Origin of the sequence: Acerihabitans sp., assembly GCF_036398755.1 — a bacterium.
GTDB lineage: Bacteria > Pseudomonadota > Gammaproteobacteria > Enterobacterales > Enterobacteriaceae > Acerihabitans.
In genome coordinates this window covers 35,949-57,634 of the sequence record NZ_DASWOM010000115.1, presented here as the reverse complement: position 1 = coordinate 57,634, position 21,686 = coordinate 35,949, and the positions used below count along the sequence as shown (strand labels likewise).

The window sequence follows — 21,686 nt, the reverse complement described above, 5'->3', positions numbered from 1 at the left end:
AATTATCTCCGGAATAAAGAGGATCCGGCTGCGCCAGGGTTAAACCATCGCCGATTACGCTGAAAATGTCTTTTTCACCGCCATAAAAAGAGAGTAAGCATTTGTTAATGAAAAGTAAATAAAAATTGTTTTTATCCTTGATCTCAATTTTTATCAAAGGGTTACAAACCATAAGCTTAATGTATCTTAACCAGTCGATAACATCACTTTTTGGTTTACTTACCCGTTGGCGACTAATAGAATCAAAAACGCTAAGCAGACAGTATTGGGCTCAAATCAACCTCAATAATATTGCCCTGCGGTATACTTAATTTTCTTAAATAGAGACTTTGCGCATGAAAGAGCATTTCATCGCATCCCTTTGCATGAATGCGTTGGCATCGCCCCAACGGCAAACGGCTGCGAATAACGCCCCGGTGGATGTTGTCCTGATCGGCGGTGGAGTCATGAGCGCTACGCTTGGCACCTACCTTAAGGAACTTGAGCCAGACTGGACCATCAATATGTACGAGCGTCTGGATAAGACCGCGGAGGAAAGCTCCAATGGCTGGAATAATGCCGGCACCGGCCATGCGGCGTACTGCGAGTTGAATTACACCCCGGAAATGGCCGACGGCTCGATTGATATCACCAAAGCGGTGGCGGTGAACGAATCATACGAAATATCCCGGCAATTCTGGGCTTATCTGGTGAAGAATAATATTCTCGGCGCGCCCGAATCCTTCATTAATAACGTTCCCCATATGAGCTTTGTCTGGGGAGAAGAAAACGTTAATTACCTGCGCAAACGTTATGCCGCACTGCAGGGAAGTACCTTATTCCAGGGCATGGAATATACCGAGGACAGCCACAAAATCAGGCAATGGGCGCCGATGATCATGGCGGGGCGCGACACGTTTCAAAAAGTGGCGGCCACCCGCATGACCATGGGCACCGACGTTAACTTTGGTGAACTCACCCGCCAGATGCTCACGGCGCTCGAGCGGCGTCCGAACGTTAACCTGCGCCTTCGGCACGACGTGCTGGACATCAGCCGCAACGCTGACAATACCTGGACGGTAAAAGTCGCCGACCTGAACAATAACGGCAAACAAAGCTCGGTGCGCGCGCGTCATATCTTTATCGGCGCCGGCGGCGCGTCGCTGACGCTGCTGCAAAAATCAGGCATTCCCGAAGCACGGGGTTATGCCGGTTTCCCGGTGGGCGGCAAGTTCCTGGTGACCACCCGGCCCGAGGTGGTCAACGGCCATCTGGCGAAAGTCTACGGCAAGGCGTCGGTCGGCGCGCCGCCCATGTCGGTGCCGCATATCGATACCCGTATGCTGGACGGCGAGAGAACCCTGTTGTTCGGCCCATATGCCACCTTCAGCAGTAAATTTCTTAAACGTGGCTCCTGGTTCGATCTGTTCGGATCGCTGACCTGGCAAAACCTGATGCCGATGATCCGCGTCGGCCTGGATAATTTCGGCCTGCTGGGGTATCTGGTGAGCCAATCGTTTATGTCGGATAAAAAACGGCTGGCGGCGCTGAAGGAATATTATCCCGAGGCGCGGCTTGAGGATTGGCAACTGACCGACGCCGGCCAGCGGGTGCAGATCATCAAAAAAGACGCCAAAAAAGGCGGCATACTGCAGTTCGGCACCGAGGTGGTCAGCTCGGCGGACGGTAGCCTGTCGGCGCTGCTTGGCGCGTCTCCCGGCGCCTCAACCGCCGCGCCGATTATGCTGCAGCTGATTGAGAGCATGTTTAAACAGCAGGCGGCCTCCCCCGCCTGGCGCGCCAAATTACAGGAAATGATCCCGTCCTATGGGAGTCCGCTCGACGGCAGCGTCGACATGACCAATAAGATACGCGCCTATACCAGCGAGATCCTGCAGCTGGCCTGCGTCGAAGCGACCCAGGGCGGCGCCGGGTCGGCAGGCCGGTGGAACACGCTGCCCAAAGCCATCTAGTCCTCACGCCGCGGCCGGCTGATCGCCGGTCGCCCCCTTGCGCCCGGCGGTTCGCCGGTCATCTTTTTCCCGCCAGTCTCCACAACCGCACCGCGCGCCGGCCCCGGGATGCGGGCGACGCCGGATCTTGCCAACCGCCGCGTGGCGATGGCGTATACATTGGCATTTAACTGAAATACTATGTCCACAAAATACAGGCTTTTCCCGCCGGCCACGGCATAACCGCCACAGACGCCCGGGCATAAACCACAATATGGAAGGTATGCCATGCCCCTGTCCCCGACACATGAAAACAGCCCGCCATCCCTCTCCTCGCTTGCGGTGGTGCTGGCGCGCGGGGATTGGCAAAATCCCGGCGTGACCCATTATCGCCGGCTGCCGGCCCATCCGCCGTTCAATAGCTGGCGGGACGGGGAGCAGGCGCGCCTGGACGCGGACAGTGGACAACGGATCTCCCTGGACGGCGAATGGCGATTCAGCTACTTCCCGCGCCCGCAAGCGGTGCCGGAAAGCTGGCTGGAAGGCGATCTGCCCGACGCGCAGCCCATGACCGTGCCATCGAACTGGCAAACCGCCGGTTACGACCGGCCCATTTATACCAATGTCAAATACCCTATCCCGGTGAATCCGCCCTTTGTGCCCGAGGATAATCCCACCGGCTGCTATTCACGGGATATTCTGCTGCCGCAGGACTGGGCCGGCCGGGACCCGACGCGGATTATTTTCAACGGCGTTAACTCGGCATTTTATCTGTGGTGCAACGGACGCTGGGTGGGATATTCGCAGGACAGTCGCCTGCCGGCGGAATTTGACCTGGACGGCTATCTGCGCCCTGGCCGTAACCGGCTTTGTGTGTTGGTGCTGCGCTGGTGCGACGGCAGTTATCTGGAAGATCAGGATATGTGGCGCATGAGCGGAATATTCCGTTCGGTATGCCTGCTGCGCAAGCCCGCGGTGGGTTTTACCGATATCCGTATCCGTACACGGCTGGATGCGCTGTTTCATGACGCGGTGCTTGAGGTGAGCGTCGCTATCACGCCTCAGGCCGACTGCGGCGTCGGCTATGGCGTCGAGGTGGCCCTTTGGTATGGCGAACAGCGCGTTGCGGCGCAGCAATCCCCGCTCGGGTCCGAGATCATCGACGAGCGCGGCCGCTATCCGGAACGGGTGAAGCTGGCGCTGCCGGTCGCCGCGCCGCGCCTGTGGAGCGCCGAAACGCCGGTGTTGTACCGGGCGGTGGTGACGCTGCGCGACGGCCGGGGCGCCCTGGTGGAAGCCGAGGCCTATGACGTGGGCTTTCGCCAGGTGGAGGTGCGCGACGGCCTGCTGCGCCTTAACGGCCAGCCCTTGCTTATCCGCGGCGTTAACCGCCATGAACATCATCCGGTCCACGGCCAGGTGATGGACGAAGAAACGATGCGCCGCGATATCCTGTTGCTAAAACAGAATAATTTTAACGCGGTGCGCTGTTCGCATTATCCCAACCATCCGCTGTGGTATCGATTATGCGATCGCTATGGCCTGTATGTGGTGGATGAGGCCAATATCGAGACGCACGGCATGGAACCCATGAGCCGGCTGGCGGACGATCCGGTCTGGTTTCCGGCATTCAGCGAACGGGTCACGCGCATGGTGCAGTGCAACGGCAACCACGCCAGCATTATCATCTGGTCGCTGGGTAACGAGTCCGGCCATGGCGCCACTCACGACGCCCTGTATCAGTGGGTGAAAGCCCAGGATCCCGGCCGGCCGGTGCAGTACGAAGGGGGCGGCGCCGATACCCGCGCCACCGATATCCTCTGCCCGATGTATGCGCGGGTGGATGAAGATCAACCGTTCCCGGCGGTACCGAAATGGTCGATAAAAAAATGGATCGGCCTGCCCGGCGAGCAGCGTCCGCTGATTTTATGCGAATATGCCCATGCCATGGGCAACAGCCTGGGCGGTTTCGCCGCGTATTGGCGGGCCTTCCGCCAGCATCCGCGCCTGCAGGGCGGTTTTATCTGGGATTGGGCCGATCAGGCGCTTGAGCGCGTGGACGAAGAAGGCCGGACCTTCTGGGCCTACGGCGGCGATTTTGGCGATACTCCCAACGATCGCCAGTTTTGCCTTAACGGCCTGGTGTTTCCCGACCGCACCCCGCATCCGTCCCTGATGGAGGCGAAACACCAGCAGCAGTTCTTCCAGTTCCACCTGCTGGATACCCGGCCGCTGCGGATAGCCATCACCAGTGAGTATCTGTTCCGGACCAGCGATAACGAGCTGCTGCGCTGGCGGATTGAGTGCGACGGCCGTTTACTGGTAAACGGCGAGACGCCGCTGCGGCTGGCGCCCGGCCAACACACCGTGGCGACGTTATGTGATGGTCCGCCGCGGGCGCCAAACGCGGGCGCGCTGTATCTGCGCGTGAGCGTCGAGCAGCCCGCCGCCACCCCCTGGTCGCCCGCCGGGCATCAGGTTGCCTGGGAGCAATGGCGACTGGACGGCGGAGATATGGCGCCCATCGGCCCCGATGGCGCCGAGACCGCCGGCGAACAGCCGAGGCTCGATGAAAACGCCCGTGAGTATATCGTCAGCCATCAAGAGCAGCGCTGGCTGGTGGATAAACAGCGCGGCCTGTTAACCCAGTGGTATCTCGGCGACACGCCGGGGCTGCTCAGCCCCTTGACCGATCAGTTTATCCGCGCGCCGCTGGATAACGATATCGGCATCAGCGAAGCGGACAGCGTCGATCCCAACGCCTGGGTGGAGCGCTGGCGCGCCGCCGGCCTGTTTGATCTTGAGCACCGTTGCCTGGGGCTTAGCGTCGATCAACTGGCCGATCGGGTGGTGTTCCGGGCGGTGCACGGCTATTTCCATCAGGATCGCCTGCTGTTGCAAAGCCATTGGCATACCACCATCGACAACACCGGCCAAATGGAAAACGTTATCCGGGTGACGGTTTCCCCGTCCTTGCCGCCCCTGGCGCGCGTGGGAGCGGCATGCCAACTCGCCACCGACGCGCGGGAAGTCGGCTGGCTGGGGCTGGGGCCGCATGAAAACTATCCCGACCGCCTGGCCTCGGCGCAGTTTTCCCGCTGGCGCCTGCCGCTGGAGGAGATGTATACGCCCTATATTTTCCCGGTGGAAAACGGCCTGCGCTGTTTTACCCGGGAAGTGGCCTTCGGCGACTGGCATATTGAGGGGAATTTCCATTTTTCCCTTAGTCCCTACGGCACCGCGCAGCTCGCCCGGACCACTCATTGGCATCAAATGCGCCCCGAGCCGGGTCTGTGGCTGCATCTGGACGCTCGCCATATGGGAGTGGGCGGCGATGACTCATGGAGCCCGAGCGTGCATACAGAATATCTGCTGCGCGAACGGGAATATGATTACACTTTACGTTGGCGGCGGGTACCCATTGACAGCGCGGCACTTTTATCGCTAACGTCGGTATCAACCTCGACCATACCGGACCGGGGAGGTGCCCATGAACGATGAAACCAAGATAGTTATCCATCCCATTACGCTTGAAGACAAAGAGGAATGGAAATTCCTCTGGCGCCGCTATTTAAGTTTTTATTCCACCATCCGCGACGACGCGCTGTACCAGCATACTTTCGCGCGCCTGCTGGACCCGGACTACCCCGACATGTTTGCCTATGTGGCGCGCCAGCAGGGACATCTGATCGGCCTGGTCAATTGTATTGTGCACGACCACGGCTGGTATCAGCAGAAGGTGGTTTACCTCCAGGACCTGTATGTCGACGAATCGGCGCGCGGCAAAGGCGCGGGGCGGAGGTTGATTGAACAGGTGTATGCCCATGCGGACCGCCACGGCATGGCCAATGTATATTGGACGACGCAAACCACTAACCTTACCGCCATGAAACTGTATGATAAGGTGGCCCGCAAGACTGATTTTATCAAATATCAGCGCTGACGCCTGCGGCTGCGGCGGGAAGAGCCGGCTCACATGGCACGGCCCTTCCCTCCCGCTAAAACCGGGACGCCGAGCCGCTGCTCCCGCCGCCATGGCCCATCGCGGTTTGATGCCGTCACCTTGTCTGCTCGATACTGTCCAATCGTTATTATCTTATTTACTACACCTTCGCTCAACCACCCTTGCTATCCCTAAACCCATTCCATTTTTTTTGTAATTTAAAGAATAAGCTTAAACAAAAGCCGTTTACTTAGCAGTAATGGATTGATTCTTTGCACATTGCAAATAAGGAATAAAATTTGGACGCTGTCACTAAACCCCTTGCGCATAGAGAACCCCTCGATTCCGCCCCGGATGCGGTATTGACTCTTTATCAAACGCTTATTTCTCAGTGGTTAGCCTGGAAATTAATCTATGTCGACGGAAGCAATGAAGATCGAGAAACGGCATATTTGCGTTTGATGGACTGTTTGCAACGGCGAGCAGCCACATTAGATCTGTCCGGGCTGAATTTAACGGAACTGCCGGAATACCTGCCGCCCTTTATTTCGGTTCTTAACGTGGATAAAAATCAGCTTACCGACCTGCCGGATAGGCTGCCGGCGGATTTGACCCTTATTTCCGCTGAGCAAAACTGGTTAACACAGCTGCCAGAAATCATGCCGGATAATCTTCAGGAATTAAATGTTTCGATTAATCAGCTGAGCGCGTTATCCGGCAATCTACCCAAATCGCTTACCCGACTTTACGCGAACAATAATCAGCTTACCCAATTACCTGATACGCTGCCCGATTCCCTCCAGGTGCTGTCGGTGAGCCGCAACGATTTGGATGAGTGGCCTGCCAGGCTTCCCGCCGGATTATGCGTTCTTGAGGTGACGGAAAATATACTGTCACAGCCGCCGGCCACCCTGCCTGCAGGGATTAATTCGCTGAATCTGGCTCGGAATATGCTCATACGCGGCCCTTCTCTTTGGCCGCCGAGGCTGAAAACGCTTAATCTTAGCAATAATCGATTAACGGTGATGCCCGAAAATCTGCCCGGTACGCTTGTCGACCTTAACATCAGTAATAATCCTATTAATGAACTGACCCTCGCCGACCCGCGGAGATTCACCGCGCTGCGGTTATTGGATATAAGCCGCACGTCTTTACGGCCGATTTCCAGCAATATCTGGCATCTGCCGGCCCAGTGCAATATCGTGGTGGAAAGTAATTTTATCGTCAACCGCCTCAGGCATGGGTTTGACGCCTTTATTGCCTCATCCGGTCGCCGGGGACCGCGGTTTATCATTAATCCGGTACATTATAATCACCCGACGCCACATCCCGCCCTGGCGGAAGCGGCGGCCTATTGGTATCCGCCCGCGCGCCGGGCCGGCGTACGTCGCGCCTGGAACGTAATAGCCCGCAATAACGTTGATTCCAGCATAGCATTGACAAAATTTTTACATTATCTGGTCGGGTCCATTCATGAAAAAGTTATTCCGGGCTTCCGGTCCTATATGCGCGCCCGGTTGGATCAATGGACCCACAAGCCCGCGCTTCTCCATCAGGCGATGTCGGTGGCGCAGGAGGCCGCCACAACCTGTGAAGACCGTATTACGCTGACCTTAAAAGAAATTGAAAAGGGTGAGTTGGTTTTTAATATTGAACAAGGCGTGTACGATAAAGATCTGCCGGCGTTGGTTACGCGCGGCCGGGTTATCTATCGCCAGGAAAAATTGCAACATATCGCCGTCAGCAGGATCAATGCCTATCCTCAAAGCGACGCGGTTGAAGTTTATCTCGCATATCTGGTCAAGCTCAATAAACGCCTGGCGCTCAACTCGCGCATCAATCGCATACGGTTTTATTATCTGTCGGAACTGCGACGAAAAGATATTGATAGCGCCGAGCTCGAGGTAAAACAAGAGGAAAACAGTGAGTTCGTGCCGTGGCTGTTGCGCTGGTCGCCGTGGGATGGGGTCATGAACCGGATGGACCCGACGGGTTATGCGCAAATGCTGGCCAGGCGCGAAGAGACGCTGGAAAACACGTATCAACAACGGTTGCAAAGCCGGCTGGCCGAGCTGGCCCTGCGGCCGGACGCGCCGCTCGCCGACGATGCCGCCGTCCAGCTCGGTAAAACCGTTATCGACGAAATCGAAACCGAGTGCCGGCTGCCCCTGCTGCGGCAGTTACTCGGCGACCGCCGGCAGTTGGCGCTTATCGAGCCGTTTTGGCCGCAATAGCCCAATATCCCCTATACTTTAATAGAATGCTAATTATTGGTAGGGGGTTAAATTGGAAAAGCCACGCCAACGTTATTACAGTGTCATCCCACCCTATATACTGCGCCGCATTATCGAAAAGGGCAGCGAACACCAGCGTCAGTATGCCCGGCATACCCTGAGCCATGTCCATAGCCTGATGGGGCATAACCCGGTGGCGGCCCGATATCCGTCGGCGGCCGCGGCGGGCGTGGTGGAACGCGCCATCTATGACGCGCAGAACGCCACCACCCTGCCCGGCAAGCTGGTGCGGAAGGAAGGACAGGCGGCGGGCGCCGACGTCGCGGTCAATGAAGCCTACGATTACCTTGGCGTGACCTATGATTTTTACTGGCGGGTGTTCCAACGCAACTCGCTGGACGCCAAAGGGTTGCCGCTGGCCGGCACCGTGCACTACGGCACTGATTACCAAAATGCGTTCTGGAACGGCGAGCAAATGATATTTGGCGACGGCGACGGTGAAATTTTTAACCGTTTCACCATCGCCATCGACGTGGTGGCCCACGAATTGACTCATGGGGTCACGGAATCCGAGGCGAATTTGATCTACTTTGAACAGGCCGGCGCGCTTAATGAGTCGCTATCGGATGTCTTCGGTTCGCTGGTAAAACAGTTTCACCTTGGACAAACCGCCGAACAGGCCGACTGGATTATCGGCGCCGGTCTGTTGGCCGCCGCCATCAAAGGCAAAGGACTGCGCTCGATGGCCATGCCCGGCAGCGCCTATGACGACCCGGTCCTCGGCAAGGATCCCCAGCCCGCCGACATGTCCGCTTTTGTGCGCACGCGCGAGGACAACGGCGGCGTGCATCTCAATTCCGGCATCCCCAACCGGGCGTTTTACCTGGCGGCGATAGCCCTGGGCGGCCATGCGTGGGAACAGGCCGGCGCCATCTGGTACAACGCGCTGTGCGATGGTCATCTAAGACAAAACGCCGACTTTGCCGCTTTCGCCCGCCTTACCGTTAAACACGCCGGCGAGCGTTTTACCGATAAAGAGGCCAACGCGGTGGAACACGCCTGGCGCGAGGTAGGTGTATTATCATAAGGACATATCCTCCGACCGATAGAAACCCGCCGCGGCCGGCGGCGGTGGTTTGGCAATATGAGGCGTGGGCGTAATGCCGGGAGAAGCCTGATGGATCTGTTATCTTTATTAAACGAGCATGCGGTGATCGAACTGTCGCGCGAAGGGGGGGTGGCGTATATGCCTAAACTTGCCGCTTTGCAGCGTTTCGCCCTGTGCGATCTCTCATCGGCGCAGCGGGAGCATTTATGCCGTTTGGTCGGCCGCGTGGCGTTGCTGGCCCAGCACAGCGAACAAAGCAGAACGCCCGGCAGCGGCGATCAGCGGTACTACCGGATCCTGATCGTCGGCCACCCGCAAGGCGAGGCGCAGGCGACGCAAGCCGAAATCAAGGTGCCGGAAAGCAGCGCGCCGCCGGAACTGGAAATATTATGGAAAAACGGCACCGTTTAAAGCGCGACGCACCGCCAGTCCACTCTTTTTTTGGAAATCAGGCCATCGCCGCGCGGGCAAAAATAATCCACCGCGCCGCAGGCCTTGAGCACATCCAGGGGCTGCCCGCAGTCCGGACAGATTGCCCGCGCCTGGAAGCGGCGCCGGCAATGTTCACACAGCAGGTTCTCTTCGTCGGCCCGCAGCGGACCGGCGCACACCGGACACAGCGCTGTCATCGTCTCCTCCCCGATTGCCCTTGGCGCGGCCCGGCCGGATTGGCGCCCGGTCGGGATAAAAAGCCTATTTGCTTTTCTTGATGTGGCTTATCAGCCGCTTGCGTTTACGCATCTGGTTCGGCGTCAGCTTGTTGTGCTTACCGGCGAACGGGTTTTCCCCTTCGTTGAACTGGATGCGGATCGGCGTGCCCATAATTTCCAGCGAGCGGCGGAAATAATTCATCAGGTAGCGTTTGTAGGAATCCGGCAGGTTTTTGACCTGGGTGCCGTGGATCACCACGATAGGCGGATTATAACCGCCGGCATGGGCATATTTCGGTTTAACCCGGCGCCCGCGCACCAGCGGCGGCTGATGCTCTTCCACCGCCATTTGCATGATCTTGGTCAGCATCGCGGTGCTGATGCGCTTGGTGGAGCAGCGATAGGCCTCGTTGACCGACTCGAACAGATTGCCCACGCCGCTGCCATGCAAAGCGGAAATAAAATGAACCCGGGCAAAATCGATAAAGCCCAGGCGCATATCCAGGGTTTCCTTGACCTCGTCCTTGGTTTCCTGGGTCAGGCCGTCCCATTTATTGACGGCGATCACCAGCGATCGGCCGCTGTTAAGGATAAAGCCCAGCAGCGACAGATCCTGGTCCGAAATCCCCTCGCGGGCATCGATAATCAGCAGCACGACGTTGGCGTCCTCAATCGCCCGCAGGGTCTTTATCACCGAGAATTTCTCCACCGTCTCGGTAATCTTGCCGCGCTTGCGCACCCCGGCGGTATCGATCAGGATATATTCCCGCTCGTCGCGCACCATCGGGATATAGATACTGTCGCGGGTGGTGCCCGGCATATCGTAGACCACCACGCGATCTTCCCCCAGGATCCGGTTGGTCAGGGTGGATTTGCCGACGTTGGGGCGCCCGACGATGGCGAGTTTGATCGGCAGGGACTGCGGGTCGAACGCTTCTTCTTCTTCCTCGGGGATTTGGTAGTCTTCCTCATCCTCCTCGGTCCAGGGCGCCATGCCGGGGTACTCGACCGGTTCCGGATCCGCGTCACTCTCTCCCACCAGCGGCTGCATCACCTCTTCCATCAGGGCGTTCACGCCGCGACCATGGGAGGCGGCAATGGCGAAGACTTCACCCAGCCCGAGGGAATAAAAATCGCCCACGGCGCTCTCGGCGTCGATGCCGTCGGTTTTATTGGCGACCACCACCGTGGTTTTTTGGCGGCTGCGCAGGTGTTTGGCGATCCCCTGATCCGCCGCCATCAGCCCGGCGCGACCATCGACCAGAAACAGCACGATGTCCGCTTCCTCGATCGCCACCAGCGACTGCCCGGCCATCCGGGTTTCCACGCCATCCTCGGTGCCGTCGATACCGCCGGTATCAACGACGATATATTCATGGCCTTCCCATTCTGCACGACCATACTTGCGGTCACGCGTCAGCCCCGGAAAATCCGCCACCAGCGCATCGCGGGTATGCGTTAACCGATTAAACAGGGTGGATTTTCCCACATTCGGGCGCCCGACCAGCGCGACGACAGGTATCATTGTTACAACCTCATCAGGTAATTTTCTATTTCAGCACTTACTTCAGGCTGATTATATAAGACAAAACGGCTCCTGAACATGTCAGGAGCCGTTAATGACCCGCGCGCCCAGACTCTCAGCGGCGGATAAACACAGGCATTAGCGGGTAAACGCGTAGACCTCGCCGCCGTTGGCCTGCAGCAGCAGCTTGCCGCCGGCGACCACCGGGTTGCTCTGCAAGCCGGAGCTGTCCACCTTGACCTGCGCGACAAAACGCCCGTCATCGGTATTGATCCAGTGCATATAGCCTTCCGAGTCGCCGACGACGAGATAACCGTCGAACAGCGCCGGCGACGTCAGGTTGCGGTGCAGCAGTTCGCTCTGGCGCCACAGGGTAACGCCGCCCTGGGTATCCAGCGCGATCAGGCGATCGTCCTGATCGACCAGATAAATATGGCCGCCGTCGACGATAAGATCGTTGACCGAACCGATTTCGCGACGCCAGATAATTTGCCCGGAACGCAGGTCCAGCGCCGCCAGGTTGCCGTTATAGGCCAGCGCGTACACCACGTTATTGACCACCACCGGCGTCATGTTGACATCGCCCAGGCGCGCAATTTCCGTGGCGCCGCTTGGCTGCGAAATGCGCTGTTGCCAGATAAGCTGGCCCTGCGTCATCATCACCGCGCTCACCCGGCCGTTGTCGCCGCCGACGATAGCCGCGCCAAACGCCGGGGTGGGAGCCGATTCGCCACGCAAAGTCAGCGGCGGCATATCCAGGTTAACCGTCCACTTCACGGCGCCATCGGTTTCGTTAAGCCCCTGCAGCATGCCGTTGCTGGTATGGACCAGCACCAGGCCGTCGCTGACCACCGGCGTCGACAGGGCTTCGCCCGCCACCTTGCTCTGCCAGGCAATGGTGCCGTCCTCGGCGTTCAGCGCATAGACCTGGGCCTTTTCACTGCCGACGAAAACATGCCCGTTGGCAACAGCCAGGCCGCCGGACAGCAGCGCCGGCAGGTTACGCGACAGGAAGCCGGTCTTTTCCGACAGATCCACCGACCAGATTTCCTTGCCGGAATCGATGTCCATCGCTTTTACAGTACCGCGGCGGTCCGCGGCAAACACGCGGTTATCCTGCCAGGCGGGACGCAGGTTGGAGTAAAACTCGCCGGTGCCATTACCGACCGAGCGGCTCCATACCTGGGTAGGCTGAAACTGATTGTCCACTTTGGGCAGCGGGGACATGGTGACCACATCTTCTTCGCCGCTAAACCATGAACAGCCGCTGAGCAAGGCAACGGAAATCAGACCTACGAAAAATGTTTTACGCAATTGCATGGGGTCCCTCTTAGCTGGACAGGTTATTCAGTTTCATGCGCAACAAGGCTTGTAATGCCTGAGGCGGGTTCGCTTTAAGCGCTTTATCGTACGCTTCACGCGCCGCTTGATTATTGCCTTTGATGACCTGCGCGTCGCCACGGGCATCTTCCACTAATGCCGACCAGCCGGCATGCGTTTCTTTTTCCAGGGTCTTGAGCGCGCCGTCGACGTTTTTCGCCTCGAGCTGGACCCGCGCCAGGCGAACGTAAATCAACGCCTCGAGATTTTCTTCATTGGTCTGGGTCAATGCTTTTTGCAATTGCTTTTCAGCGGCGGCGAAATTACCGTTATCCACATAAAAACGCGCCAGGTCCATCGAGGTCAGGGCGCCGTAATTATTGTTGTTCGCGTCGGCGAATTTCTGCGCGGCGTCAACCGCCGCCGGGGCGGCGTCGTGGGTCAGCGCCTGGTTCACCTGCTGCCATGACGCCGATGAGGCCATCATGGCGTCATTTTGATGGTTGTGCCAATAACGCCAGCCCACCAACGCGGCAATACCGATAACCACGCCGATAACCAGCGCCTTACCGTTATCCGCGAAGAACCGACCCAGCGCTTCGCGTTGTTCGTTTTCCGAGCTGTAGACTTCCACGTGGTCCTTCTCCTTAAGCTAATATCGATGCCAGGCGCGCAGCCACATCGCTTTGCGCCAGCGTTTCCTGGTCGCCCGTGGCCAAATTTTTCATCACCACCTGGTGCGCGGCGACTTCGTCCTCACCGAGCACCAGGGCCAGGCGCGCGCCCCATTTGTCGGCGCGGCCGAACTGCTTCTTGAAATTTCCGCCGCCGTAGTTGGTCATCAGGCGCAGGTCGGGCAGCGCATCGCGTATCTGCTCCGCCAGGGCCATGGCCGCGCCCTGGGTTCCGTTGCCCGAGGAAATAAGGTACACATCCACCACCGGCCTGGGCTGGTAGTGCGGATTCACTTCCCGCACCAGCAGCACCAGGCGCTCCAGCCCCATGGCAAATCCCACCGCCGGCGCGGCGCGGCCGCCCAGCTGTTCGACCAGCCCATCGTACCGGCCGCCGGCGCATACCGTGCCCTGCGCGCCAAGGCTGGTGGTAACCCATTCAAAAACGGTGCGGTTGTAATAATCCAGGCCGCGGACTAAACGCGGATTAACCGTATATGGGATACCGGCCCGGGCTAAAAGTTCACACAGGCCGTTAAAGTGTTCGCGCGACTCGTCGTCCAGGTAGTCGGTCAGGACCGGCGCGTCGTTCAGCAGGGCCTGGATGCCGGCATTTTTTGAGTCGAGAACGCGCAGCGGATTCGTGTGCATACGTCGGCGGCAATCATCGTCCAATGCATCCTGATGCCGCTCGAGGAAGGCCACCAGCGCCTCGCGATAGCGCGCGCGCGCCTCCAGCGAGCCGATGGAGTTAAGCTCCAGCGCCACATGCCCGTCGATGCCCAGCGCCCGCCACCAGCGCGCGGTCAGCAAAATCAGCTCCGCGTCGATATCCGGTCCCGTCAGGCCGAACACTTCGACGCCCAGCTGATGGAACTGGCGGTAGCGGCCTTTTTGCGGACGCTCATAGCGGAACATCGGGCCAATATACCACAACCGCTGCTCCTGGTTGTAAAGCAGGCCATGCTCGATACCGGCGCGCACGCAGCCCGCCGTGCCTTCCGGGCGCAGCGTCAGGCTTTCGCCGTTGCGATCCTCGAAGGTATACATCTCTTTTTCCACGACATCGGTCACTTCGCCGATGGCGCGCTTGAACAAGGGCGTCTGCTCAACGATGGGTAAGCGGATTTCGCTATAACCGTAACCGGCCAGGACGTGTTTAAGCTGGCCTTCAATGCGCTGCCAGACTGCCGTATCTTCCGGCAAATAGTCGTTCATGCCGCGAATGGCCTGGATGTTCTTTGCCATGTCGATTCTCTTGGTTTTAATTACTTATCAATCAAATTAACGGTAATGCGATTGCTTTCATCAAGCATTGCCGCTTTAGCGCGAATTCTGGCCTCGAGCTGGTCTATCATCCGCTCGTTATCAAAACGATCCCGCTGGCGCACCCCGTCTTCATAAAAACCGCTTTTATTATGGCCGCCGGTCACGCCGATGGTCGAGACCAGGGCTTCGCCCGGGCCGTTGACCACACAGCCGATAATCGAGATATCCATCGGCGTGACAATGTCCTCCAGGCGCTGCTCGAGGGCATTGACCGTGCCGATAACATCAAACTCCTGCCGCGAGCAGGTCGGGCAGGCGATAAAATTGATGCCGCGCGCGCGGATGCGCAGGGACTTGAGGATATCGAACCCCACCTTGACTTCCTCCACCGGATCGGCCGCCAGGGAAATACGCAGGGTGTCGCCGATGCCCTCGCTCAGCAGCATCCCCAGGCCGATGGCGGATTTCACCGATCCGCTGCGCATGCCGCCCGCTTCGGTGATCCCCAAATGCAGGGGTTGTTCGATGCGCGCGGCCAGCAGGCGGTAGGACTGCACCGCCAGGAAAACGTCGGACGCCTTGACGCTAACCTTAAACTGGTCGAAATTGAGTTTTTGCAAAATATCCACATGGCGCATGGCCGATTCCAACAGGGCTTCGGGCGTGGGTTCGCCATATTTTTCCTGGATATCGCGCTCCAGCGACCCGGCGTTAACGCCGATGCGGATCGGGATATTTTTATCGCGGGCGCAGTCCACCACCGCGCGGATGCGCGCTTCACTGCCGATATTGCCGGGATTGATGCGCAGGCAGTCGACACCGTACTCCGCCACTTTCAACGCAATGCGGTAGTCAAAATGAATATCGGCCACCAGGGGCACGTTGACCTGCTGCTTGATGAGACGGAAAGCCTCCGCCGCATCCATGGTGGGCACGGAAACGCGCACGATATCGACGCCCACGCGCTCAAGCGCCTGGATTTGCTTTACCGTCGCCGCCACGTCGGTGGTGCGGGTATTGGTCATCGACTGCACGGCAATAGGCGCACCGTCGCCGATGGGCACGTTGCCAACGTTGATCCTGGTTGATTTGCGGCGGTTAATCGGTGCTTTATTATGCATTATGTTCTCTCCATAATTGCCGAACAGAAGCTTAGTTAGCCGCTATTGTAAATCGGGCAACCTGGTTTGACCTGACATAACGGCTAAGATCAACCGGTTTGCCCTGGAACTCGATTTTTACCGCCGCCGGCGCGCCGATTTTTAATTTATAGGGAGCCTGACCCGCCAGGTTCAGCTTGCCGCCGCTGCGCTGCGTGCCGCTGAACAGCTTCTTGCCGCTGGCATCCGACACTTCCAGCCAGCAATCCGCGGTAAAATTCAATACCAGCGCGCCACCGGCGGAGGTATCGGACGGCGCTTGCGCGGGCTGTGGTTCCGCCGGCGCGGGCGCCGGAGTGGAGGCCGCCGGGCCATTGGACGGCACCGCCGCGCCCTGCGGCGTGGCCGGCTGAGCCGTGGCGGCGGGCGACTGGGCTAGCGGCACCGCATGGGTATCGCCGTCCACAGGCTGATCGGCGGGGGGTTGCCCCACCTCGTCCGTCGCCGTATTATCGCCGCCATTCTGGGCGGCGGTATTATCGCCGTCCGCCCCGGTCGCAAGCCGGTTCGAGGACTGATCGGCCATATCGGTGATATCCTGCTGCTGCGCCTGGTGATTTTGCCACCACCACGCGCCGGTCAGGCCGATGACCACGAATAAAATCAGCCAGGTAAACCCCATCAGCCAGCCGTCCCGCTTCTTGCGGGTTTTCCCGAGGGAAAAACTCTGCATCGGAGCAACCTTCGAGGCCCGGATCGGCGCCTGTTTCGCCATCATCGGCAGGAGTTCTTCCTCAGAGACATGGACCAATCGGGCATAGGAGCGGATATAGCCGCGTAAAAAGGTCGAAGCCAGGTTGGGATTGGCTTTGTCCTCTTCTATTTCCCTGACGGTAGTGACCTTCAGGCACAGGCGTTCCGCCACGGCCTGCTGGCTCAAACCCATTTGCTCACGGGCCTGACGCAGGCGTCCGCCTGTCGTCGTCGATACTGCTTGATCTTGGAGGGCTTCAGTATTCATTAGCTAGGAACTGCTGGTACTGTTTAGATTGTGGAAAACTTCGCGCAAGCCGTGCGCCATAACGTTGTACGTCATTCTGGCGTCCCGCTAACGCAGCGAAACGAATCTGTAACCATAAACTTTCAGCACTGGCCGGAAGAATATGCTGATAAACATCCAATAATAGTTGTGCTTTGTCGCCTTTCCCTTCACTGAATTGCCGGTCTGCTTCCGCCAGCAAGGGCACGCCTTTTTCCGGATCGTATTTTAGCGCGCGGCTGAGCAACGTCCGCGCCTCTTCTTTTTGGCCGGCCTTGTAAAAACAATAACCGGCGTTTTCCAGGCTGTCGGCAACCAGACCATAATCAGCCGCCTGCGCCGCGGCGGCAAACTGTTGTTGCGCCGGTACATACTGCCCTAAACTACATAAAAACGCACCGTAATTATTCAGAACAGTAGCGTTTTGCGGCGCCAGTTTCAGCGCCAGCCGGTAGCGGCCGTCGGCGGCGGCGTTTTCACCGACCCGCTGTTCATACAGCGCCATGCCCAACTGCGCGCGGTAATCGTCCGGCGCCGCTTTCACCGCCTTGGCAAGATTTTGTCGCGCCGCGTCCAGGTTATTGGCGGCCAGGTACTCCATGCCAAGTTGCAAACGGGTTTGCGCCGACTGGGCGGAGACATCGGCCGGCGGTTTTTCACCGGCGCATCCATTCAATAATGTCATAACCAACACTGCTGCTATTCCACTTAACCGCGTCAGCGTCATGCTCGTTCCCTTTAGTCTGGTTTATAAGCGTCCATGCTGTTTATCAAGGTTCGCGGACTCAATCCCCACACCCGGCGTTAAACCGCCTTGATGTCGATAGGCTCGCCCGCCATACGCTTGCGCAGCGTCCTTTTGGTGCGATCGATGACGTCGCCGGCCAGCTGGCCGCAGGCGGCGTCTATGTCGTCACCCCTGGTCTTACGCACGATGGTGGTAAAACCATATTCCATCAACACTTTGGAAAAACGGTCGATCCGGCTGTTGGAACTGCGGCCGTAAGGCGCGCCCGGGAAGGGGTTCCAGGGGATCAGGTTGATCTTGCACGGGGTGTCTTTCAGGCATTCAGCCAGCTGATGGGCATGCTCAGTGCCGTCGTTGATATGATCCAGCATGACGTATTCCACCGTCACCCGCCCCTGGTTGGCGTTGGATTTGTCCAGGTAGCGCCGTACCGAGGCGAGGAAAGTCTCGATGTTGTACTTTTTGTTAATCGGCACGATTTCATCACGGATGGCGTCGGTGGGCGCATGCAGGGAAATGGCCAGCGCCACGTCGATCATTTCACCGAGCTTGTCCAGCGCCGGCACCACGCCCGAGGTCGAGAGCGTTACGCGGCGCTTGGACAGGCCGAAGCCGAAATCGTCCATCATGATTTCCATCGCCGGCACCACATGGTTGAGATTAAGCAACGGCTCGCCCATGCCCATCATCACCACATTGGTGATGGGCCGCTGCCCGGTAATGCCGACGGCGCCGATGATTTTCGCGGCGCGCCATACCTGGCCGATAATTTCCGATACCCGCAGGTTGCGGTTGAAACCCTGCTGCCCGGTGGAGCAAAAGGTGCATTGCAAGGCGCAGCCCACCTGGGACGACACGCACAGGGTGGCGCGATCGTCTTCCGGGATATAGACCGTTTCCACCTGCTGGTCGCCGACCTTGATGGCCCATTTGATGGTGCCGTCGCTGGAGCGTTGCTCGGTCGCCACTTCCGGCGCGCGGATTTCGGTCAGTTCTTTAAGGGTGGCGCGCAGATGCTTGTTGATATCGGTCATTTGATCGAAATCATCGCAGCAGTAGTGATACATCCATTTCATCACCTGATCGGCGCGGAAGGGTTTTTCACCCAGGCCGGCGAAAAATTCCCGCATCTGCTGGCGGTTCATGTCCAGCAGGTTCAGTTTCTGATGGGCTGACGCGCCTGCCGGCGGCGCCGATATGGGCGCGCCGGACAAGGCGTCCGAGAGTGCCGCGGTGATAAGTTGTTCTGACATAATGTAGAAATGCCTCGTTATTACACGTTATGGCGTGGAAAAGATAAAAAAAGCCCCGGCGAGTGCGGACTGACTCATCGCCAACTCCTCATCCGGGGCGCATTGGAACTAGATTTTAGCGCAGAGCCGCGCGGCTTAAAAGCATAAGCCCGGCTTTTTTATCGATAATGCGCGACGCTTAGCGGGTACGCGGGCAAATTTCGTCATCACTGAAGAAATAAGCTATTTCCCGCGCGGCGGATTCCGCCGAGTCGGACCCATGCACCGCGTTTTCGGTAAAGCTGTCCGCATAGTCGGCGCGCAGGGTGCCGGCCAGCGCGTTGGCCGGATTGGTGGCGCCCATGATGTCGCGGTGGCGATGCACGGCATTTTCACTTTCCAGTACCTGGACCATTACCGGCCCCGAGATCATAAAACCCACCAGTCCATCAAAGAAAGGTTTGCCCTGATGCTCGGCGTAAAAACCTTCAGCCTGTTCGCGGGTAAGGTGCAACATTTTAGCTGCAACCAGAGTAAAACCGGCGCTTTCATAACGGTTGAAAATCGCGCCAATGGCATTCTTTGCCACCGCATTGGGTTTTAAGATGGATAAAGTACGTTCTATCGACATTTTGACCTCTATGTTACACAGCAATGGAAGGCCGGGTTAATCGGTTGTTATACCGGCCTGTTTAAGTGGCGCAGATTATAGGGATCGGATAGGCGCTTGCCTATCAGAAATGCAACATTTCGTTAAAAAAAATGCATCTTATTCCCTACTTTTCAATGGGCTATTCTATTTTCCATAAATAAATAATTAATACCAGCGCAAATATCGGCCTGCCCGGGAAATGTTTTGTCGGCCTCGCCCGGCGCGCTAAGTCGTTGAGGCACGCGATTTTTGTGCGCAAGACGTTAACATTACCGTCGGCGGCAAAACACGTCCGGCATGGCATTTTAGCCTTTTCCCCGGCAAATAATGTCCGCGACGGCTTTTGCGCCTTCGCCAACGAACAGGTGGCGCCAACCTTCATCATCTTCCCCTTGTCGGCCACGGTGAAATAAACAACAATGACTGTATATTTTCATGGGCGACGGCTGTGGCTGTGCCCCGTCGCCTGATAACCGGAGTCTCTGCATGCACGCTTCCCTGTTTATCTCCCCAGAGTGGCTTACCGATCGTCTGGACGATCCCCAGGTACGGCTAATCGATGCCCGCATGCTGCCGGCCGGCTACCAGGGCCCGCGCGATCTTTATCAGGAATATTTGGCCGGGCATCTGCCGGGGGCGGTATTTTTTGATATCGAAGCCCTGTCGGACGACGCCAGTCCCCTGCCCCATATGCTGCCTGAAGCGGACGATTTTTCCCGCGACATGGCGCGATTGGGCATCAGCGAAGACCAGCACCTGGTGATTTATGACGACGGTTCGCTGTTTTCCGCGCCCAGGGTGTGGTGGATGCTGCGTATTGCGGGGGTCGCGCGGGTGTCGTTGCTGGCCGGCGGACTGGCGGGTTGGCAACAGGCCGGGCTGCCGCTGGCGCGGGGACCGGCGGATACGGCGCCAGGGGTATTTTCAGGGCGTTTCGCCATGGATAAGGTCAGGGATATTGACCAGGTGCGGCGTCTTGTTGACGAACGTGGCGCGCAGATCGTTGATGCGCGTCCCGCGGCCCGCTTCAGCGGACAGGCGCCTGAGCCGCGCCCCGGCCTGCGCCTGGGCCATATTCCCGGCAGCGCCAATGTGCCCTGGAGCACGCTGGTGGCTGACGGACGGTTAAAACCCGAAGACGAGCTGCGGGCGCTGTTTGCCGCTGCGGGGGTTGACCTGGATCGGCCGCTGGTGGCCAGCTGCGGATCCGGCGTCACCGCCGCGGTGGTGGTGCTGGCGCTGACGGCGCTGGACGTGGGGGATGTGGCGCTGTACGACGGATCCTGGAGCGAATGGGGCGGCCGGGACGATACCCCCATCGCCTCGGGCGCCGGGACGGCATAGCCGGCTTGGCCTCAACCGCGGCGCGCCAAGGACCAAGCCAGTGCCTGGAGGTTACCGGCCCGTCCGCCCTTCAGGACGGGAGGCTATCAGCTAATGCGCCCCCGGCCCGTGCGTCGCGCGCAGCCAACTGCCCCATTTGCGCTCGTAAAACGGCGTAATATGGCGGATGAAATAGTGGCTGATGCCCGGTTCCTCCTGCCCGACCAGGCAGATATCCACCGGCTCCCCGTCCGGCGCGGTATCGGTGGCGACCCGGCCCACCGCCTGAATGGTTGCTTCATCCTCCCCCTCGCAGTCCAGCCCGATCAGCCAGTGCGGTTTCTCCTGCGCAGAGTCCTGCACCTGGACGATAAACGCCCGGCGCACCCGCTTGATCTCCGCGAATAGCCTGGAAAGCGATGCGATCATCTGCGCCGGTTGCTCCGCCGGGGAGCTTAACGTGATGCGCATTTCGCCCTCCAGGATCAAGCGTTCGGTCAACGCGTCGCCTTCATTCATCATCAGGGCGGAGATTTCGTCCGGCCCGAAGGCTTTGCCATAGGGCAGCCTGGGGTTGAGGAACAGCTCGGCGCCGGCGGTCATGGCGAACAGGGTGCGGGCGGGCAGCGCCAGGAACGGCTGGGCCTGGCTCACGGTTTGCTGCAGCGCGGCAAGGGAGGTAAAAAAAGGAATGGCCGTGGTGCCGTCCGGTTTTTCCCAGTGCTGCAGATTGACCGGCTGCTCCTCGTCGTGGCGCGCGGCGCCGGCAATCCAGCCGTCGCCCGCGTCGCCGAGGACATATACCGTGGATTCCAGCAGCAGGCTGAAGAAGGCCGGACGATGGGCCGGCTCGTTGGCCGCCAGCGCCAGCGCCTGTTCCAGCGCATTATCAAGGGATGGATTCATGACGTGGCTACCGCTCCTTTTTTCCTGAACGC

At 58.7% G+C, this 21,686-nt stretch carries 19 protein-coding genes; 8 read left to right on the top strand and 11 right to left on the bottom strand.

Translation table 11 applies throughout. The features are described 5' to 3' along the window. Positions 1-335 precede the first annotated feature (335 nt). The 6 genes from mqo to VGC33_RS19645 all read left to right on the top strand — a co-directional run bounded on the left by mqo (position 336) and on the right by VGC33_RS19645 (position 9,627). Positions 336-1,952 (top strand): malate dehydrogenase (quinone), encoded by a 1,617-nt coding sequence (gene mqo / locus VGC33_RS19670; RefSeq protein ID WP_331122474.1) that lies wholly within the window; start codon positions 336-338, stop codon positions 1,950-1,952. A 267-nt stretch (positions 1,953-2,219) separates the two neighbouring features. Next, entirely contained in the window at positions 2,220-5,432 is a 3,213-nt protein-coding gene (locus VGC33_RS19665) for a beta-galactosidase (protein WP_331122473.1), read from the top strand. Continuing rightward, entirely contained in the window at positions 5,422-5,874 is a 453-nt protein-coding gene (locus VGC33_RS19660) for a GNAT family N-acetyltransferase (RefSeq protein WP_331122472.1), read from the top strand. The genes VGC33_RS19665 and VGC33_RS19660 overlap by 11 nt, the downstream gene beginning before the upstream one ends. Positions 5,875-6,335: 461 nt before the next feature. Beyond that, on the top strand, positions 6,336-8,108 hold the full coding sequence (locus VGC33_RS19655; protein ID WP_331122471.1) for an NEL-type E3 ubiquitin ligase domain-containing protein: 1,773 nt from the start codon (positions 6,336-6,338) through the stop codon (positions 8,106-8,108). 52 nt (positions 8,109-8,160) lie between these two features. Next, positions 8,161-9,195, top strand: coding sequence for a M4 family metallopeptidase (locus tag VGC33_RS19650; RefSeq protein WP_331122470.1), 1,035 nt, complete (start codon positions 8,161-8,163; stop codon positions 9,193-9,195). A gap of 90 nt (positions 9,196-9,285) precedes the next feature. Next, the gene (locus VGC33_RS19645) at positions 9,286-9,627 is read left to right on the top strand and encodes a protealysin inhibitor emfourin (RefSeq protein WP_331122469.1); all 342 of its coding nucleotides are present in this window, start codon (positions 9,286-9,288) and stop codon (positions 9,625-9,627) included. On the opposite strand, the gene VGC33_RS19640 is transcribed toward VGC33_RS19645, so the two are convergent. The 10 genes from VGC33_RS19640 to ndk form a co-directional block, all read right to left on the bottom strand. Then, the gene (locus VGC33_RS19640; RefSeq protein ID WP_331122468.1) at positions 9,624-9,845 is read right to left on the bottom strand and encodes a zinc ribbon domain-containing protein; all 222 of its coding nucleotides are present in this window, start codon (positions 9,843-9,845) and stop codon (positions 9,624-9,626) included. The two genes, VGC33_RS19645 and VGC33_RS19640, sit on opposite strands and share 4 nt — an antisense overlap. Before the next feature lie 64 nt (positions 9,846-9,909). Then, positions 9,910-11,391 carry a ribosome biogenesis GTPase Der gene (gene der / locus VGC33_RS19635; RefSeq protein ID WP_331122467.1) on the bottom strand — a complete coding sequence of 494 codons (1,482 nt, stop codon included), beginning with the start codon at positions 11,389-11,391 and terminating at the stop codon, positions 9,910-9,912. A 138-nt stretch (positions 11,392-11,529) separates the two neighbouring features. Next, entirely contained in the window at positions 11,530-12,711 is a 1,182-nt protein-coding gene (gene bamB / locus VGC33_RS19630; RefSeq protein WP_331122466.1) for an outer membrane protein assembly factor BamB, read from the bottom strand. A 10-nt stretch (positions 12,712-12,721) separates the two neighbouring features. Next, positions 12,722-13,345: a YfgM family protein gene (locus tag VGC33_RS19625; RefSeq protein ID WP_331122465.1), complete on the bottom strand. Its 624-nt coding sequence runs from the start codon at positions 13,343-13,345 to the stop codon at positions 12,722-12,724. A gap of 13 nt (positions 13,346-13,358) precedes the next feature. Further along, positions 13,359-14,633 carry a histidine--tRNA ligase gene (hisS, locus tag VGC33_RS19620; RefSeq protein WP_331122464.1) on the bottom strand — a complete coding sequence of 425 codons (1,275 nt, stop codon included), beginning with the start codon at positions 14,631-14,633 and terminating at the stop codon, positions 13,359-13,361. A 20-nt stretch (positions 14,634-14,653) separates the two neighbouring features. After that, complete coding sequence (gene ispG / locus VGC33_RS19615) at positions 14,654-15,775, bottom strand: flavodoxin-dependent (E)-4-hydroxy-3-methylbut-2-enyl-diphosphate synthase (protein ID WP_331122463.1); 1,122 nt, start codon at positions 15,773-15,775, stop codon at positions 14,654-14,656. A gap of 31 nt (positions 15,776-15,806) precedes the next feature. Continuing rightward, on the bottom strand, positions 15,807-16,775 hold the full coding sequence (rodZ, locus tag VGC33_RS19610) for a cytoskeleton protein RodZ (protein WP_331122462.1): 969 nt from the start codon (positions 16,773-16,775) through the stop codon (positions 15,807-15,809). Beyond that, positions 16,765-17,520, bottom strand: coding sequence for a type IV pilus biogenesis/stability protein PilW (pilW, locus tag VGC33_RS19605; protein ID WP_331122461.1), 756 nt, complete (start codon positions 17,518-17,520; stop codon positions 16,765-16,767). The genes rodZ and pilW overlap by 11 nt, the downstream gene beginning before the upstream one ends. A gap of 77 nt (positions 17,521-17,597) precedes the next feature. After that, positions 17,598-18,794, bottom strand: a complete 1,197-nt coding sequence (rlmN, locus tag VGC33_RS19600; RefSeq protein ID WP_331122460.1) for a dual-specificity RNA methyltransferase RlmN — start codon at positions 18,792-18,794, stop codon at positions 17,598-17,600. Between the two features lie 178 nt (positions 18,795-18,972). Further along, positions 18,973-19,404, bottom strand: coding sequence for a nucleoside-diphosphate kinase (gene ndk / locus VGC33_RS19595; protein ID WP_331122459.1), 432 nt, complete (start codon positions 19,402-19,404; stop codon positions 18,973-18,975). A 272-nt stretch (positions 19,405-19,676) separates the two neighbouring features. On the opposite strand from ndk, the gene VGC33_RS19590 reads away from it, so the two are divergent. Both VGC33_RS19590 and sseA read left to right on the top strand, forming a co-directional pair. Continuing rightward, a complete protein-coding gene (locus VGC33_RS19590) occupies positions 19,677-19,838 on the top strand; it encodes a hypothetical protein (RefSeq protein WP_331122458.1) in 162 nt (53 codons plus the stop codon). Positions 19,839-19,911: 73 nt separating this feature from the next. Next, positions 19,912-20,769 carry a 3-mercaptopyruvate sulfurtransferase gene (sseA, locus tag VGC33_RS19585; RefSeq protein WP_331122457.1) on the top strand — a complete coding sequence of 286 codons (858 nt, stop codon included), beginning with the start codon at positions 19,912-19,914 and terminating at the stop codon, positions 20,767-20,769. A 90-nt stretch (positions 20,770-20,859) separates the two neighbouring features. Here sseA and sseB read toward each other — a convergent pair whose 3' ends face one another. Next, positions 20,860-21,654, bottom strand: coding sequence for an enhanced serine sensitivity protein SseB (gene sseB / locus VGC33_RS19580; RefSeq protein ID WP_331122456.1), 795 nt, complete (start codon positions 21,652-21,654; stop codon positions 20,860-20,862). Positions 21,655-21,686 lie beyond the last annotated feature (32 nt).